The sequence below is a fragment of the Streptomyces xanthophaeus genome, assembly GCF_030440515.1.
Lineage (GTDB): Bacteria > Actinomycetota > Actinomycetes > Streptomycetales > Streptomycetaceae > Streptomyces > Streptomyces kutzneri.
Genome location: NZ_CP076543.1, coordinates 2,182,490 through 2,197,462, shown reverse-complemented (window position 1 = coordinate 2,197,462; position 14,973 = coordinate 2,182,490). Strand labels below are relative to the sequence as shown.

Genomic DNA, 14,973 nt, shown 5'->3' with positions numbered 1-14,973 from the left:
ACTGTAATGGTTATCGTTTTCATTAACACCCCCGGGTCGAGGTCCGCCGAACCGCGATCCGCACCCTGCCGACGAACGAGGAGCACCCCACCGTGTCGACCACACCCGCGCCCGCGACGCCCAAGACCGGCCCGCCGCCCGTGCGTTCCGTCCTGCGCGACACCGCCTTCCTGCGCCTGTGGGCGGGCACCACCGCCTCCGGACTCGCGACCTGGGCGCTGCCCTTCGTCCTGGGTCTCGCCGTCCTGCACCGGGAACTCGGCGCGGCCGGCCTGGGCCTGGTCCTCGCGGCCCGCACCGCCGGCTTCCTCGTCGCCGTCGCCGTCGGCGGAGTGCTGGCGGACCGTCACACGCGCCGGACCGTCGTGCTCTGGTCCGCGCTCGCGGCCGCGTCCGCCGCCCCGCTCCTCGCCCTCGGCCTCGGCCGGTCGCTGCTGGTGATGACCCTGGCCGCCGCCCTCGCGGGCGCGGGCCAGGGGGCCTGCCGCCCCGCCTTCCAGGCGCTCACCGCCGAGGTCGTCGCCGCCGACCGCAGGCAGCAGGCCAATGCCGCCATGACCATGGCGGTACGGACCTCCACGCTCGCGGGCCCCGCCCTGACGGCGCTGCTGGCGGCGTTCGCCGACGTGGGGACGCTGCTGCTGGGGATCGGCCTGCTCTGGCTGGTCGCCGCCCTCCTGCCGGGCCGCGGCGCCCCGGCCGCCGGACCGGCGGCCCCCGCCCCGCGCGCGTCACTGCGCGCCGAGTTCGTCGACGGGATACGCGAGGCCCGCCGCCACCCCTGGTTCCTCGCCGGACTCGGCGCCCTGACCGCCGTGATCGCGTTGGGCTACTCCGCCACCAGCGTCGCCCTGCCCCTCATCAGCCGCGACCGCTACGGCGCCGGGTGGGTCATGGCCGCGGCCATGACCGCCTACACCGTGGGCGCCCTCGGCGGCGCCCTGGTCACCGCCCGCCGGCGGCCCCGCTCCCAGGGCTGGAGCGCCTTCGCCGGCCTGGCCTGCTACGGCTTCGCGCCGCTGAGCCTGATGCTGCCGGTCCACCCGGCCGTGGTGATCGCGGCCTACGCCGTGGCCGGCATCGGGATCGAGCTGTTCAACGTGCCCTGGTTCACGGCCACCCAGCGCGAGGTCGCCCCGGACAAGCTCGCCCGCGTCTCCTCGCTGGACTTCCTCCTGTCCTACGGCCTCGCCCCGGTGGGCCTCGCCCTCATCGCCCCGGCCATCGCCGCCTTCGGCGTCACCCCGGTCCTCGCCGTGTGCGCCGCGGCCTGCTTCCTGGTACCCGCCGCGGCCGCCCTCGTGCCCACCGCCCGGCACTTCGGGCGGACTCCGCAGCCGGGGGCGAACTGAGCTCAGCTCCGCGAGCACACGAGGGCGAAGACCGCGCCCTCCGGGTCCGCGACCGTGGCCTGCCGCCCGCGCGGGCCCTCACGGGGCGGGTCGACGACGCGCCCGCCGAGCTCGACGACCCGCGCGGCCGCCCGGTCGGTGTCCTCCACCTCGAAGTACGCCATCCAGTGCGGGCCCCGGTCGTGCGGCAGCGAGCGGCCGACGCCGTGCACGGCGGCCACCGGGCGCCCCTCCAGGTGCAGGGTCAGGTAGTCGAAGTCGTCGGAGGCCGTGGCGTGCGTCTGCGCCTCGTGGCCGAAGACGTGCTCGTAGAACTTCCCGACCGTCGAGGTGTCCTGGGTGACCAGCTCGTTCCACACGGGGGTGCCCGGCCCGCGGTACGGCCGGGTACCCATGCGGCTCTGCGCCTGCCACAGCCCGAAGATGGCGCCCAGCGGGTCGGAGCAGATCGCCACCCGCCCCGCGATCCCGGCGTCCAGCGGACCCACCGCGACCGTGCCGCCGCAGGCGCGGACCGACTCGGCGGTCGCGTCCGCGTCGTCCGTGGCGAGGTACGTCGTCCAGGCCACCGGAAGATGCCGGTCCGGCGGCATCTCGCCGATCCCGGCCACCTCGTGGCCGTCCAGCACCGCGCGGACGTACGGGCCGAGCTGCTCGGGTCCCGGCTCGTACTCCCAGCCGAACAGGTCGGCGTAGAAGTCCTCGGTGGTCCCGAGCCCGTGCACCATGAGGCTCACCCAGCACGGGGTACCGGGCGTGCGCCGGGTTGCTTCCGCTGCCTCGGTCATGTCAGCCGTCTCCTCCGTCGTGGCGCTTACCGGTGCTGATGCTTCCACTCCCGGCGACTCGGCGCGCCCCGACCGCGCCGCATCGAGGGGGCCCGGCACGGAGTTGACCGGATCGGTTCGGCCCGCCGATGACGGCCTTGTTACGCCGGTGCCGGGCGGGGAGGAAGATGGCCGGCATGACTGCGAAATTTGTGATCCTCGCCGCCGCCGAACTGAGGAACGAGCTGGCGGGCCCCCGCCCGCCGGTGCTGCTGGACGTCCGCTGGCAGCTCGGCGGCCCCGACCAGCGGCCCGCCTACGAGGCAGGACACCTGCCCGGAGCGGTGTACGTCGACCTCGACCGCGAACTGGCAGGTCCGCCCGGGACGGGCGGCCGCCACCCGCTGCCGGACCCGGAGGCCTTCGGGGAGGCGATGCGGCGGGCGGGCGTCCCGGCGGACGGACCCGTCGTTGTGTACGACGGCGGACTGGGCTGGGCGGCGGCCCGGGCGTGGTGGTTGCTGCGCTGGACGGGTCACCCGAACGTGCGGGTCCTGGACGGCGGCTTGGCCGCCTGGACGGCCGCCGGGGGTACGGTGACGGCCGACCGGGTGACTCCCGCGGAGGGTGATTTCAAGCCAACTCCGGGTGCGGTCGGGCTGCTGGACGCGGACGCGGCGGCCCTGCGCGCGCGTGCGGGGGTCCTCCTGGACGCCCGTGCGGGGGAGCGCTACCGGGGCGAGGTCGAACCGATCGACCCGGTCGGCGGCCACATCCCGGGCGCTCTGTCGGCCCCGACCACGGAGAACGTGGGCCCGGACGGGCGGTTCCTGCCGGCACACGCCCTGCGCGCCCGGTTCGAGGCGCTCGGCGCCACCGAGGGGACGGCGGTGGGCGTGTACTGCGGCTCGGGGGTCTCCGGAGCGCATGAGGTACTCGCCCTGGAGGTGGCCGGCATCGAGTCCGACCTCTACGCGGGCAGTTGGTCCGAATGGTCCGGCGACCCGGCCCGCCCGGTGGCCACGGGCCCGGACCCCCAGTAGGCAGGACAGGACCGTGGCCGCCGCCGGGCCGGACCCGGCGGCGGCCACGCCTGCTCCTGCCCCTGTTCCTACTCCTGCTTCTTGCGGCGGGTGCCGAAGACGATCTCGTCCCAGCTCGGTACCGCGGCCCGACGCCCGGGGCGGACCCCGTCGGCCTCGGCCTGGCGGTCGGTGGTACCCGTCAGGCGGTCCCGGTGGCCCGCCACCGTGCGCGGCATCAGGACATCGGCGTACGCGGCGCCCGCGCCCGCCGAGGCGGCGGGGGCCGGCGGCTCCTCCGCCTCCGGTTCGGTGTCGTCCGGGGTCTCGGTGCGGTCCGGGACCACCATGTCGCCGCGGAAGCTCGGGACGGCCTCCAGCAGGCTGGTGAGCGTGTCCCGTTCCTCCTCCGGTTCCGGTGCGGGCGCGGGCCTGCTGTCGGCCCGCTCCAGCTGCCGGTCCAGGGCGCGGTCCAGCGGCCGGTCGCGGGGCAGGCGCGCGATCCGCGGCACGAAGGGGAAACTCGGCTCCGGCGCCGCCGGCAGGTCCTCCGACTCGCCGATCAGCGAACGGGCCTCGTCGTCCACGGCCACGACCAACCGGCGCGGCGGGTCGTAGGTCCAGCTCGCCGAGTGCGGCTCACCCGCGACCCGGTAGACGAGCAGGACCTCCCAGGTGCCGTCGTCGCGGCGCCAGGAGTCCCACTGGACGGATTCCTTCTCGGCCCCGCGCAGGGTCAGCCGCTCCTGCACGGCCTCGCCGAGCTGCGGACCGGTGTTCTCGCCGGGACGGCGTACGGGGGTCTTGCGGGCGCGCTCGGCCATGAACGCGCGCTCGGCGAGCACCGGGCCCTCGAAGCGGCGTACGCGGTCGACGGGGATGCCGGCGAGTTGAGCGACCTCCTCCGCGGAGGCACCGGCCCGTATGCGGGCCTGGATGTCGCGGGGGCGGAGGTGGCTCTCCACCTCGATCTCGATCTGGTTCAGACGCGCGCGATCGTTGCGGACGGCGGCCCGGAGCCGCTCGTCGATCGGAAGCGTGTACTCCGTGCTGTCCGCAGCCTTGAGCACCAGTCGTGTGCCGTCATTTGAGACGGCCACGACACGCAGTTCGGGCATGGGGACCTCCCGGGTGGTGCCTGCCGACGTCACGTGCGTCGCTGCTTCCGCTAGTCGAGTGTGGCCTGCCCGGGTGCAGCCTGCCACAACCTTGCCGAGTTAAACCGGCGTGTCGGGCATGCGCCCTTGATCGCCGTTATGGCACGGTTACCTGTTGGGCACGCACAGTGACCGAACGGTTACTGTGCGCAGCAGGAGCCCGTGCAATACCGCGGCATCACCGGTCTTCGAGTGCCGTGTTCCATCCGTCGGCCCCCTCTCCCGAGTCCGGACATCCGAAAGGAAGGACGGCCCCAGGGCTCGCCACAGTACTCCATTCGGGCCACCTGGGTGGACCGCCGCGCCGCCGAACTTTCCCCGGACGGCGGGAGTTGGCGTGCCTTCGATCGGGTCCGACCTGCACCCGTGGTCCGTTTTCGGGTGTCTTGCTTCACATAATCACCAGAAACGGAACTATCTGCTTCGCTCAGCGGTCGGTAACTCCTGGAAGAGGAGAAGCGCGAGAGGCAGGACACACCGGGGATGGCGATGGGCCGGAAGGCGACGCGGGACGTCGAGGACGAACCGGAGAAGAAGCTCGACCTGAGCGCGGCCCAGGTCGCCGGCTCCTCCCTCGCCACCGTCGCGGCCGCCCTCTTCGCCTCGAAGATGGGCGTCTACGGCACCATCCTCGGAGCCGGTGTGGTCAGTGTGGTCGCCACCGCGGGCGGGCCCGTCATCCAGCACCTCTTCCGGCGCACCGGCGACCGGCTGCGGGGCGGTGCCCGGCCCAGGGCCCGTCAGGTGCCCCCGTCCCGCGCGGAGTCGACGGGCGCGGACACCACGGCCGCGGGGGCCGTGACGGAGGCGTTCGGCGAGGCCACCGTGCACGGCACCCGGGTACGGGGCTGGAAGCGCACCGCGGTCGCCTCCGGCGCGGCCTTCGCCGTCGCCGTCGGCGGCCTCGGCACCTACGAGGCGATGGCCGGCACCTCCGTCAGCAGCGGCGGCGGCACGCTCTTCTCGGGCGGCACCCGCACGGCGGGCCCGGACCGGCCCGCCCCGCCCCGCGACGAGCCGGGCGGCGAGGGGAAGGGCGGGCGCGGCCCCGGGTCCGGGACCTCCCCGAGCCCGTCGCCGTCGCCGTCCCCGTCGTCCGGCGGCCGGAGCGCGGGCCCCGCACCCGGCCCCTCCGGGTCCGGGAACCCCGGGGCCTCCGCGGACCCGGCGCCCGGTGCCTCCCCGTCGAAGGAGGCCCCGAGCTCGTCCCCGGCCCCCACCGCACCCACTCCGCCGGTACCGACGGCCGGCCCGGACGCGCCGCCGCCGGCCGCGCGGCAGACCGCGCCCTGACCTGCCCCGTACCGGCTCAGTCCCCCAGGACGCGCCGCAGGTAGTCGTTGCCGAAGACCCGGTCAGGGTCGAGGCGGTCGCGCAGCGCGGTGAACTCGCCGAACCGCGGGTAGACCTCCGCGAAGTACGCCGCGTCCCGCGTGTGCACCTTGCCCCAGTGCGGGCGCCCGCCGTGCGCCGTGAAGATGCGTTCGGCCGCGGTGAAGTAGGCCTGGTACGGGGTGCTCTTGTACATGTGCACCGCGATGTACGCCGTTTCGCGCCCGGAGGCCGTCGACAGCGTGATGTCGTCCGCCGGAGCCGTCCGCACCTCCACGGGGAAGCTGATCCGCAGCCCGGAACGGTCGACCATCGCCCGCAGCTCCCGCAGCGCCTCGACCACCTGCTCGCGCGGGAGGGCGTACTCCATCTCCACGAAACGCACCCGGCGCGGACTGGTGAACACCTTGTACGGGATGTCCGTGTACGTGCGCGCCGACAGGGCGCGGCTGGCCACACGGGCGATGGAGGGGATGGTGGCCGGGACCGCGCGGCCCAGCGAGTTGACGGCCTGGAAGAGGCCGTTGGAGAGCAACTCGTCCTCGATCCAGGCGCTCACCGGTCCGGGCGGGGCGGCGGGGCCCTGGCTGCGGTTGTTCCGCTTGGTGTTGCAGTTGCCGGTGTGCGGGAACCAGTAGAACTCGAAGTGCTCGTTCTCCGCGAAGTGCTCCTCGAACTCGGCCGTCACCCGGTCGAAGCCCATCGGCTCCTCCCGCGCGGTCAGGAAGAAGAGCGGTTCCACGGCGAAGGTGATCGCGGTGACGATGCCGAGCGCGCCGATGCCGAGCCGGGCCGCCGCGAAGACCTCGGGATTCTCCTTCTCGGAGCAGGTCAGCAGCCGGCCGTCGGCGGTGACCAGTTCCAGGCCGCGGATCTGGGCGGCGATGGAGGCCGAGTCGCGGCCGGTGCCGTGGGTGCCGGTGCTGGTGGCGCCGGAGACCGTCTGCTCCATGATGTCGCCCATGTTGGTGAGCGACAGGCCCTCCCGGGCCAGGGCCACGTTGAGGTCCTTGAGGACCGTGCCCGCCGCCACCGTGACGGTCCCGGCCGCCCGGTCGATCGACCGGATCCCGGCCAGGGCCTGCGGGCGGATGAGCACCCCGTCGGTCGCCGCGGCCGCGGTGAAGGAGTGGCCGGTGCCGACCGCCTTCACCCGCAGCCCTTCCGTGGCGGCGCGGCGGACCGTCTCCTGGAGCTCCCCGACCGAAGCCGGTGTCACCGTGCGGGCCGGTGTGGCGGTGATGTTGCCCGCCCAGTTATGCCACGCGGTCCGTTCCGTGCTGCGCTGCCGTGCTGTCGCCGTCCCCATCGGTTGCTGGCTCCTCCCCTTGCGCCGGCCTCGTCAGCCGGCGGTATCCCGCGAACGCGACCGCCGCCGCGGCCACTCCCGCCGAGACGGAGACGACGTACCCGGTCTGCGCACCCGCTGTGTCGACGACCCAGCCGGTCACGGAGGACCCGAGCGCGATTCCGACCGCGAGGCCGGTGCTGATCCAGGTCATGCCCTCGGTCAGCTTCGCGTGTGGCACGTGCGCCTCGATCAGGGCCATCGTGGTGATCATCGTGGGAGCGATGGCGAGGCCCGAGACGAAGAGCGCCACGGCCAGAAACGGAAGGTTCCCGGCCAGTAGGAGGGGGATCATACTCACGGCCATCGCACTGATGCCCAGGATCCAGCGAGGTTCGGCCCTGCCTTTGAAGTGCAGCAGGCCGAAGACGATGCCGGCCAGGCAGGATCCGAACGCCCAGACCGCCAGGAACACCCCGCCGAGGGACTTGTTGCCGTGCTCCGCGGCGAAGGCCAGGGTGGCCACGTCCACGGAGCCGAAGATCGCGCCGGTCGCGACGAAGGTCGCCACCAGCACCTGGAGGCCGGGGGAGCGCAGCGCCGAGGACCGGTCCGTGTGCTCCTCGTGCGGATGCGGCTTCGGCTCGGTGGCGGTCAGCGCCGTCAGCCACCACACGCCCGTCAGCAGGAAGACGAGGGCGACCACCGGGCCGGCCTCGGGGAACCAGCCGGCCGAGAGCGTCGCGGCCAGCGGCGGGCCCACGATGAAGCAGATCTCGTCGACGATGGACTCGAACGAGTAGGCCGTGTGCAGCTGCGGGGTGTCGCGGAAGAGGGCCGTCCAGCGGGCCCGGACCATCGATCCGACGCTGGGCACGCACCCGGCGACGACCGCGAAGACGAAGAGCGTCCAGCTCGGCCAGCCGTTCGCCGCCGCGACCAGCAGGCCGGTCACCGCGGCGGCCGCGGTCAGGGTGGCCGGGCGCAGCACCCGCCGCTGCCCGTGCTGGTCGACCAGCCGGGACACCTGGGGGCCCACGGCCGCCGCGGACAGGGCGATGGTGGCGGTGATGCCGCCGGCGAGGGCGTAGCTGCCGCCCAGCTCGGTGATCATCGTGAGGACACCGATGCCCACCATGGACAGCGGCATCCGGCCCAGGAGGCCGGCGGCCGTGAACCCCTTCGTGCCGGGGGTCGCGAATATCGCGCGGTAGGGACTGGGCAAGGTGGTGCCCTCCGTAAGGGACGTGGTTGGCTCAGACAGGTTACGTCTGCCGACAAGGCGCCCGCATGGGGAAAATACCGACAGGAAGTTAGGGTGACCTTACCTGCTGTCCGAGGTGTGGGACGGGCCGGGTCCGTTGCCCGGGCACGGGCGCCGGGTGGCAGGATTCGAGGCATGTCAGACCAGCTCCGTGCCCCCGACGGCGGCTCCGCCGCCCCTTACGACGCCCTCCTGCTGCTGTCCTTCGGCGGCCCGGAGGGACCCGACGACGTCGTGCCCTTCCTGGAGAACGTCACGCGCGGGCGCGGCATCCCGCGCGAGCGGCTCAAGGAGGTCGGGCAGCACTACTTCGGGTTCGGCGGGGTCAGTCCGATCAACGGTCAGAACCGCGAGCTGCTGGACGCGCTGCGGGGGGACTTCGCCGAGCACGGGCTGGACCTGCCGGTCTACTGGGGCAACCGGAACTGGGCCCCGTACCTGACCGACGTGATGCGGGAGATGGCCGCCGACGGGCGCCGCCGTATCGCGGTGCTCGCGACCAGCGCGTACGCCTCGTACTCGGGCTGCCGCCAGTACCGCGAGAACCTCGCCGACGCGCTGGCCACGCTCGCCGAGGAGGGCGTGGAGCTGCCGCGGGTCGACAAGCTGCGCCACTACTTCAACCACCCCGGCTTCGTGGAGCCGATGATCGACGGGGTGGTGGCCTCGCTGGCCGAGCTGCCCGAGGAGGTGCGCTCCGGCGCCCACCTCGCCTTCACCACCCACTCCATCCCGACCGCCGCCGCGGACACCTCCGGTCCGGTGGAGGACCACACCGGGGACGGCGAGGGCGGGGCGTACGTCAAGCAGCACCTCGACGTCGCCCGGGTGATCGCGGACGAGGTCGCCGCCCGGACCGGGGTCGCGCACACCTGGGAGCTCGTCTACCAGTCCCGCAGCGGCGCCCCGCACATCCCGTGGCTGGAGCCGGACATCTGCGACCACCTGGAGGCCCTGCACGCCGCCGGTGCGCCCGCCGTCGTCATGGTGCCCATCGGCTTCGTCTCCGACCACATGGAAGTCCTCTACGACCTGGACACCGAGGCCACCGCGAAGGCGGCCGAGCTGGGCCTGCCCGTGCGGCGGTCCGCGACCGTCGGCGCCGATCCGCGCTTCGCCGGGGCCGTACGGGAGCTGGTGCTCGAGCGGGCCGCCAAGGAGCGCGGGGAGACGCCCCCGGAGTGCTGGGTCGGCACGCTGGGGCAGAGTCATGACCTGTGCGCGGTGGGCTGCTGCCCGGCGCGGGGCCCCCGGCCGGCGGCCGCGGGCGTGGACAGTCCGTACGCGTAGGAAGTGGGACCGTGATCTCTGACGAGCTGAAGGCCGAACTGCTGGAAGTGGGCCTGGAGGCCGCCCGGCGGGCCGGGGCTCTGCTGCGCGACGGCCGCCCGGCCGATCTGGCGGTGGCGGCGACCAAGACCAGCCCGATCGACGTGGTGACCGAGATGGACATCGCGGCGGAGAAGCTGATCACCGGCATCCTCGCCGAGCGGCGGCCCGAGGACGGGCTGCTGGGCGAGGAGGGCGCGGACGCCCCGGGGACGAGCGGGGTGCGCTGGGTCGTCGACCCGCTGGACGGCACCGTGAACTACCTCTACGGGCTCCCGAGCTGGGGCGTGTCCATCGCGGCCGAGTACGGCGGCGAGAGCGTGGTGGGCGTGGTGGCGGCCCCGATGCGCGGGGAGACCTACCACGCGGTGCTCGGCGGCGGCGCGTGGCTGGGTACGACGCGCCTCGCCTGCCGGCCGGCGGCGCCGCTGGACCAGGCACTGCTCGGGACCGGCTTCGCGTACGTGCAGACCCGGCGGGCCCACCAGGCCGAGGTCGCGGCGCGGATCATCCCGCTGGTGCGGGACATCCGGCGCGGCGGGTCGGCGGCGCTGGACCTGTGCGACGTGGCCGCAGGGCGGCTGGACGGGTACTACGAGCGGGGACTGAACCCGTGGGACCTGGCCGCCGGTGACCTGATCGCCCGGGAGGCCGGGGCCGTGACCGGGGGCCGTCCGGGCGAGCGTGCCTCGGGCGAGCTGACCCTGGCCGCCACTCCGGCCGTGTTCGCCTCGCTGCAGCCGCTGCTGGAGGAGTCGGGAGCCTGGCACGACTGAACGCACCCGTGAACGCACGCGGACCCCGGACGCCCGCTCGGGCGTCCGGGGTCCACGTCGTGCAGAGGCCGTGCAGGAGCAGGGGTCGTGAGGGATCGGTGCAGGGGTCGTGCGGGAACGGCAGGCCGGCCGATCGGGGGATCAGCAGGCGGGCACGGCGGCCGAGACCGGGACACCGTGTTCGGCGGCCAGGCGCTGGAGATCCTCCAGCTCCGCCAGTTCCACTTCCGCGAGGAAGTCGTCGCCCGTCTCGCGGGCGTGCATGAGGTCCGACTGCGTGGTCCTGATGCGCTGCAGGAGACCCGCGGTGAATGCGTCCATGATGGGTTCGCCCCCTCTTCGTGGGTCGGCGGCGGAACGTGGCTCTCCGCCGTCAGGGAGTGGATGGGGTGTGATCTCGTCCTCCCCTGCACCCTGGGCCCAGAAACCTCGTGAGGCCAGGGAATCCTCACTTCCGCCCCGTCAGCCCCCCACCAGCCCCTCCACCAGCCCCTCCACCAGCCCCTCCACCAGCCCCTCCACGAGCCGTCTTACAGCCGGTTTACGGCCGAAACGTGCAGGATGGGCGACGCAATACACGTGTGCCCTTCTGGGCTCGGAGGAAGGAAACGACGTGCGCGTACTCGTCGTCGAGGACGAGCAGCTGCTCGCCGATGCGGTGGCCACCGGACTACGCCGGGAGGCCATGGCCGTGGACGTCGTGTACGACGGCGCCGCCGCCCTGGAGCGGGTCGGCGTCAATGACTACGACGTGGTCGTGCTGGACCGGGACCTCCCGCTCGTGCACGGTGACGACGTGTGCCGGAAGATCGTCGAGCTCGGCATGCCCACCCGCGTGCTGATGCTGACCGCCTCCGGCGACGTCAGCGACCGGGTGGAGGGGCTGGAGCTCGGCGCGGACGACTACCTGCCCAAGCCCTTCGCCTTCACCGAGCTGACGGCCCGCGTACGGGCGCTCGGGCGGCGCACCACGGTCGCGCTGCCGCCCGTACTGGAGCGGGCCGGCATCAAGCTGGACCCGAACCGGCGGGAGGTGTTCCGCGAGGGCAAGGAGGTCCAGCTGGCGCCCAAGGAGTTCGCGGTGCTGGAGGTGCTCATGCGCAGCGAGGGGACCGTCGTCTCCGCCGAGCAGCTGCTGGAGAAGGCCTGGGACGAGAACACCGACCCCTTCACCAACGTCGTACGGGTGACCGTGATGACCTTGCGCCGCAAGCTGGGTGAGCCGCCCGTCATCGTGACCGTGCCCGGTTCCGGATACCGGATCTGATGCGCGTGGCCACCACCCCTGCGCCACCGGCGGCGCCACCGAAACCGACATGGGACCCCGGCCAGCCCGAGGGTCCCTTCCCGTGGCTGCGGCCGACCATCCGGATACGCCTCACCCTGCTGTACGGCGGGATGTTCCTGATCGCCGGGATCCTGCTGCTGTCGATCATCTACCTGCTGGCGGCGCAGGCCCTGCGGCAGGGCAACGCGATCCCGTTCACGATCGTGCGCGGTCAGAACATCGAGGTCACCAGCACCACCTGCTCCGGTGTGAGCGGCACCAACCAGCCGTTCGAGCAGTTCACCGCGGCGATCAACCAGTGCGTCCTCGAACAGCGCCGGCACGCCCTGGACGACCTGCTGAGCCGGTCGCTGATGGCCCTGCTCGGGCTGAGCATCATCGCCTTCGCCTTCGGCTACGCGATGGCCGGACGGGTGCTCTCGCCGCTCGGCAAGATCACCCGGACCGCCCGCCGGGTCGTGGGCTCCGACCTGACCCGGCGGATCGAGCTGGACGGGCCGGACGACGAGCTCAAGGAGCTCGCCGACACCTTCGACGACATGCTCGACCGGCTGGAGCGGGCCTTCACGGCCCAGCAGCGGTTCGTCGCGAACGCCTCGCACGAGCTGCGGACCCCGCTCGCGATCAACCGGACCCTGCTGGAGGTGCACCTCTCCGATCCGGGGGCGCCGATCGAGCTCCAGCAGCTCGGCAAGACCCTGCTCGCCACCAACGAACGCAGTGAGCAGCTGGTCGAGGGCCTGCTGCTGCTGGCCCGCAGCGAGAACCAGATCGTCGAGCGCAAACCCGTGGACCTGGCGGAGGTCGCCTCGCGCGCCGTCGACCAGGTGCGTGGCGAGGCCGAGGCGAAGGGCGTGGAGATCCGCGGCGAGCGCGCCCCGGCCGTCGTCCAGGGCAACGGGGTGCTGCTGGAGCGGATCGCCCTCAACCTGGTGCAGAACGCCGTCCGGTACAACGTGCCGGAGGACGGCTGGGTGGAGGTCGTCACCGAGGCACAGCACGGTCAGGCGGTCCTCCTGGTATCGAACACGGGTCCCGTTGTTCCCGCGTACGAGGTGGACAACCTCTTCGAGCCCTTCAGGCGGCTGCGTACGGAGCGCACGGGCAGCGACAAGGGTGTCGGACTGGGTCTGTCGATCGCGCGCTCCGTGGCGCGCGCACACGGCGGCAGGATCCAGGCGATGCCCCGGGAAGGCGGTGGCCTCGTGATGCGTGTCACTCTTCCCTTGTGACACCCCGACCCCGTGTTCGCTTTTGGCTGAATGCTTGCCTTGTGAAAGCAACCGGTCCTGTGTGATCGATCACAGTGGCCGGTGTCGGCCCATGTGCGTTCAGTGACCCCATCGCGGCCGGAACGCCCGGGAAGTCCGGGTTTCCGGCCCCTCGGATGGCGGGAAATACACGGGGTGGCGTTTGTGCATGACGGCCCTCGGACCGTGTACGGTCCCGCTCGTCATCCCAGCCAATCGTCCTTCGGGCGGGCGGCTGGGTGTCGATTGAGTAACAGACCTTGATGTGAGGCAAAATCTCCGCCTCAGGTCGGGCACAAGTCCGGCCTCTCGTGCGTTACGTGCGCTGAGACACCGCTAACACCCAGAGGGGGAGAGCGAACAATGGCAACGGACTACGACACCCCGCGCAAGACCGACGATGACGTCGACAACGACAGCATCGAAGAGCTGAAGGCCCGGCGCAACGAGAAGTCGACCTCGTCCGCAGACATGGACGAATTCGACTCTGTCGAGAGCATGGAGCTTCCCGGCGCGGACCTCTCCAATGAGGAGCTGGCCGTCCGGGTCCTGCCCAAGCAGGCCGATGAGTTCACCTGCATGAGCTGCTTCCTGGTGCACCACCGCAGCCAGCTGGCACGTGAGAAGAACGGTCAGCCGATCTGTCGCGACTGCGACTGACAGGCGTCGGCCGTGGCTGGCTCCACACCCTTTCGGAAGCGCCGCTTCCGGAAATCTGGTGATCCGGCGGAGACGCAGGTGGCATCCATGGATCCGGAAACGGCTCCTGGGGCTTCCGGCGGCTCCGCCAGTGCGGCGATCGACATACCTTCCGACACCGCCCCGGCGGTGCCGTCGGAAACCGGTCCCGACGAGGGGTCCCGGCACCGTCCCGGGGCTCGTCGCATGCAAGCCGTCAAGAACGGTGTGCGCAAGGGCGGCGAAAGTGTCAGGGACGCCGCCCAGTACGTCACCGACAGGATCATCGAGAACGCGCCGCGCGTTCCGGTTCGGGACCTCGCGACGCTGCGCGCGCAGTTCCCGGGCCTCGGCCCCGAGCAGCTCGCCGAGAAGCTGGTCACGGGTGCCTGCGCCGCCACCTCGACCGTGGGCGCGGGAATCGGCGCCGCGGCCATGCTGCCCGTGCCGCCCGCGATGCCGGCGGAACTGGCGGCCGAGATCACCGCGGTCGCGGCCATCGAGCTCAAGCTCGTCGCCGAACTCCACGAGGTCTACGGCCTGCGCCCGCACGGCGGCCTCAGGGAGCGCAGCCTCGCCTACCTGACCGCCTGGACGGAGGAGCGCGGGGTCGACCTGACCAAGCCGACCACGCTGAACGCGGCGCTCGGCGGTCAGATGAAGCGCGAACTGCGCCAGCAGATCATGAAGCGGATGTTCCGCAGTCTGCCGAACCTCATGCCGTTCATGGTGGGCGCCGCCGTCGGCGCGGTCATGAACCGGCGGGACACCCGCAAACTCGCCGAGAAGGTCCGTGGTGACCTGCGGAGGCGGGCCGTGGGCTGGGAGGCCCTGAGCGCGCTGCCGCCCCTGGAACGGCCCGTACAGCCCCTTCCCGAGGCCACCAGGATCGCACTGGAGGCCGCGGATCCCTCCGCGCACGGCTGAGGTCCTCCGCCGGGGCGGTCAGCCCCGGCCGGGCCACCGTTCCCACGGGCCCGTCAGGCCGCCTGGGTACGGGCGGCGAGCAGGGCCGCCACCAGGGCCTGCGGCCGGCGGGTGGAGACGTAGACGTACGGGGTCGGGTCGGCCGGATCGGTGACCTCGACGCGGACCGCGGTCGGCACGTAGCTGCGCATCAGCATGAAGGCGCGGGTGTCCGCCTTGTACGTGCGCCAGGCGCGCGACTCCTCGGCGTCCAGGATCTCGGGCTCGCCCAGGGCCGTCACCGGGATCCGCGCGTCACCGGCCGCCAGCGCACCTCCCACCACGCGCACGCGCGCGGAACCGTACGAACTCACCACCAGCCCGGACAGCGCGGTGCCCCCGACCAGACCGGCCAGCAGCGGCATCGTGCCCAGCGGCAGCAGCATCAGCGCGCACGCGAGGCCGACCAGGACGGCGATGCCCCACCAGGAGCGGGGGGCGGTCAGGCGTTCGTCGTGGTGCGCGGTGGAGAGCTGCATACGGACAAGCCTGCCACGAGGCGAC

At 72.7% G+C, this 14,973-nt stretch carries 15 protein-coding genes; 9 read left to right on the top strand and 6 right to left on the bottom strand.

Annotation, left to right across the window (positions count from 1 at the left end):
- The first annotated feature begins 92 nt into the window (after positions 1-92).
- The gene (locus KO717_RS09270) at positions 93-1,352 is read left to right on the top strand and encodes an MFS transporter (RefSeq protein ID WP_301365814.1); all 1,260 of its coding nucleotides are present in this window, start codon (positions 93-95) and stop codon (positions 1,350-1,352) included.
- 2 nt (positions 1,353-1,354) lie between these two features.
- Here the strand turns inward: KO717_RS09270 and KO717_RS09265 are convergent, their stop codons facing one another.
- Positions 1,355-2,140 carry a VOC family protein gene (locus tag KO717_RS09265; RefSeq protein ID WP_301365812.1) on the bottom strand — a complete coding sequence of 262 codons (786 nt, stop codon included), beginning with the start codon at positions 2,138-2,140 and terminating at the stop codon, positions 1,355-1,357.
- A 176-nt stretch (positions 2,141-2,316) separates the two neighbouring features.
- Here KO717_RS09265 and KO717_RS09260 point away from each other — a divergent pair, with 176 nt between their 5' ends.
- Positions 2,317-3,162, top strand: coding sequence for a sulfurtransferase (locus tag KO717_RS09260; protein ID WP_301365810.1), 846 nt, complete (start codon positions 2,317-2,319; stop codon positions 3,160-3,162).
- 68 nt (positions 3,163-3,230) lie between these two features.
- Here the strand turns inward: KO717_RS09260 and sepH are convergent, their stop codons facing one another.
- The gene (sepH, locus tag KO717_RS09255; protein WP_301365808.1) at positions 3,231-4,259 is read right to left on the bottom strand and encodes a septation protein SepH; all 1,029 of its coding nucleotides are present in this window, start codon (positions 4,257-4,259) and stop codon (positions 3,231-3,233) included.
- 522 nt (positions 4,260-4,781) lie between these two features.
- Here sepH and KO717_RS09250 point away from each other — a divergent pair.
- Positions 4,782-5,591: a hypothetical protein gene (locus tag KO717_RS09250; RefSeq protein ID WP_301365806.1), complete on the top strand. Its 810-nt coding sequence runs from the start codon at positions 4,782-4,784 to the stop codon at positions 5,589-5,591.
- Positions 5,592-5,607: 16 nt separating this feature from the next.
- On the opposite strand, the gene KO717_RS09245 is transcribed toward KO717_RS09250, so the two are convergent.
- Positions 5,608-6,939 (bottom strand): D-arabinono-1,4-lactone oxidase, encoded by a 1,332-nt coding sequence (locus KO717_RS09245; RefSeq protein ID WP_301365804.1) that lies wholly within the window; start codon positions 6,937-6,939, stop codon positions 5,608-5,610.
- Complete coding sequence (locus KO717_RS09240) at positions 6,887-8,143, bottom strand: MFS transporter (protein WP_301365803.1); 1,257 nt, start codon at positions 8,141-8,143, stop codon at positions 6,887-6,889. Before KO717_RS09240 ends, KO717_RS09245 begins: the two co-directional genes overlap by 53 nt.
- Positions 8,144-8,317: 174 nt before the next feature.
- Between KO717_RS09240 and KO717_RS09235 the strand changes: the two genes are divergently transcribed.
- Together KO717_RS09235 and KO717_RS09230 are read left to right on the top strand one after the other, a co-directional pair.
- Positions 8,318-9,472, top strand: a complete 1,155-nt coding sequence (locus tag KO717_RS09235; protein WP_301365801.1) for a ferrochelatase — start codon at positions 8,318-8,320, stop codon at positions 9,470-9,472.
- A gap of 11 nt (positions 9,473-9,483) precedes the next feature.
- Positions 9,484-10,287 carry an inositol monophosphatase family protein gene (locus KO717_RS09230; protein ID WP_382540870.1) on the top strand — a complete coding sequence of 268 codons (804 nt, stop codon included), beginning with the start codon at positions 9,484-9,486 and terminating at the stop codon, positions 10,285-10,287.
- Between the two features lie 141 nt (positions 10,288-10,428).
- On the opposite strand, the gene KO717_RS09225 is transcribed toward KO717_RS09230, so the two are convergent.
- Entirely contained in the window at positions 10,429-10,608 is a 180-nt protein-coding gene (locus tag KO717_RS09225) for a hypothetical protein (protein ID WP_301365800.1), read from the bottom strand.
- Between the two features lie 292 nt (positions 10,609-10,900).
- Between KO717_RS09225 and KO717_RS09220 the strand changes: the two genes are divergently transcribed.
- The 4 genes from KO717_RS09220 (at position 10,901) to KO717_RS09205 (ending at position 14,430) form a co-directional block, all read left to right on the top strand.
- Positions 10,901-11,554, top strand: coding sequence for a response regulator transcription factor (locus KO717_RS09220; protein WP_030008767.1), 654 nt, complete (start codon positions 10,901-10,903; stop codon positions 11,552-11,554).
- 5 nt (positions 11,555-11,559) lie between these two features.
- Positions 11,560-12,807 carry a sensor histidine kinase gene (locus tag KO717_RS09215; RefSeq protein WP_030008768.1) on the top strand — a complete coding sequence of 416 codons (1,248 nt, stop codon included), beginning with the start codon at positions 11,560-11,562 and terminating at the stop codon, positions 12,805-12,807.
- Between the two features lie 381 nt (positions 12,808-13,188).
- Entirely contained in the window at positions 13,189-13,485 is a 297-nt protein-coding gene (locus KO717_RS09210) for a DUF4193 domain-containing protein (protein WP_030008769.1), read from the top strand.
- Positions 13,486-13,497: 12 nt separating this feature from the next.
- Positions 13,498-14,430 carry a hypothetical protein gene (locus KO717_RS09205; RefSeq protein ID WP_301365791.1) on the top strand — a complete coding sequence of 311 codons (933 nt, stop codon included), beginning with the start codon at positions 13,498-13,500 and terminating at the stop codon, positions 14,428-14,430.
- A gap of 53 nt (positions 14,431-14,483) precedes the next feature.
- Here KO717_RS09205 and KO717_RS09200 read toward each other — a convergent pair whose 3' ends face one another.
- Entirely contained in the window at positions 14,484-14,948 is a 465-nt protein-coding gene (locus tag KO717_RS09200) for a DUF3093 domain-containing protein (RefSeq protein ID WP_301365789.1), read from the bottom strand.
- Positions 14,949-14,973: the final 25 nt, after the last annotated feature.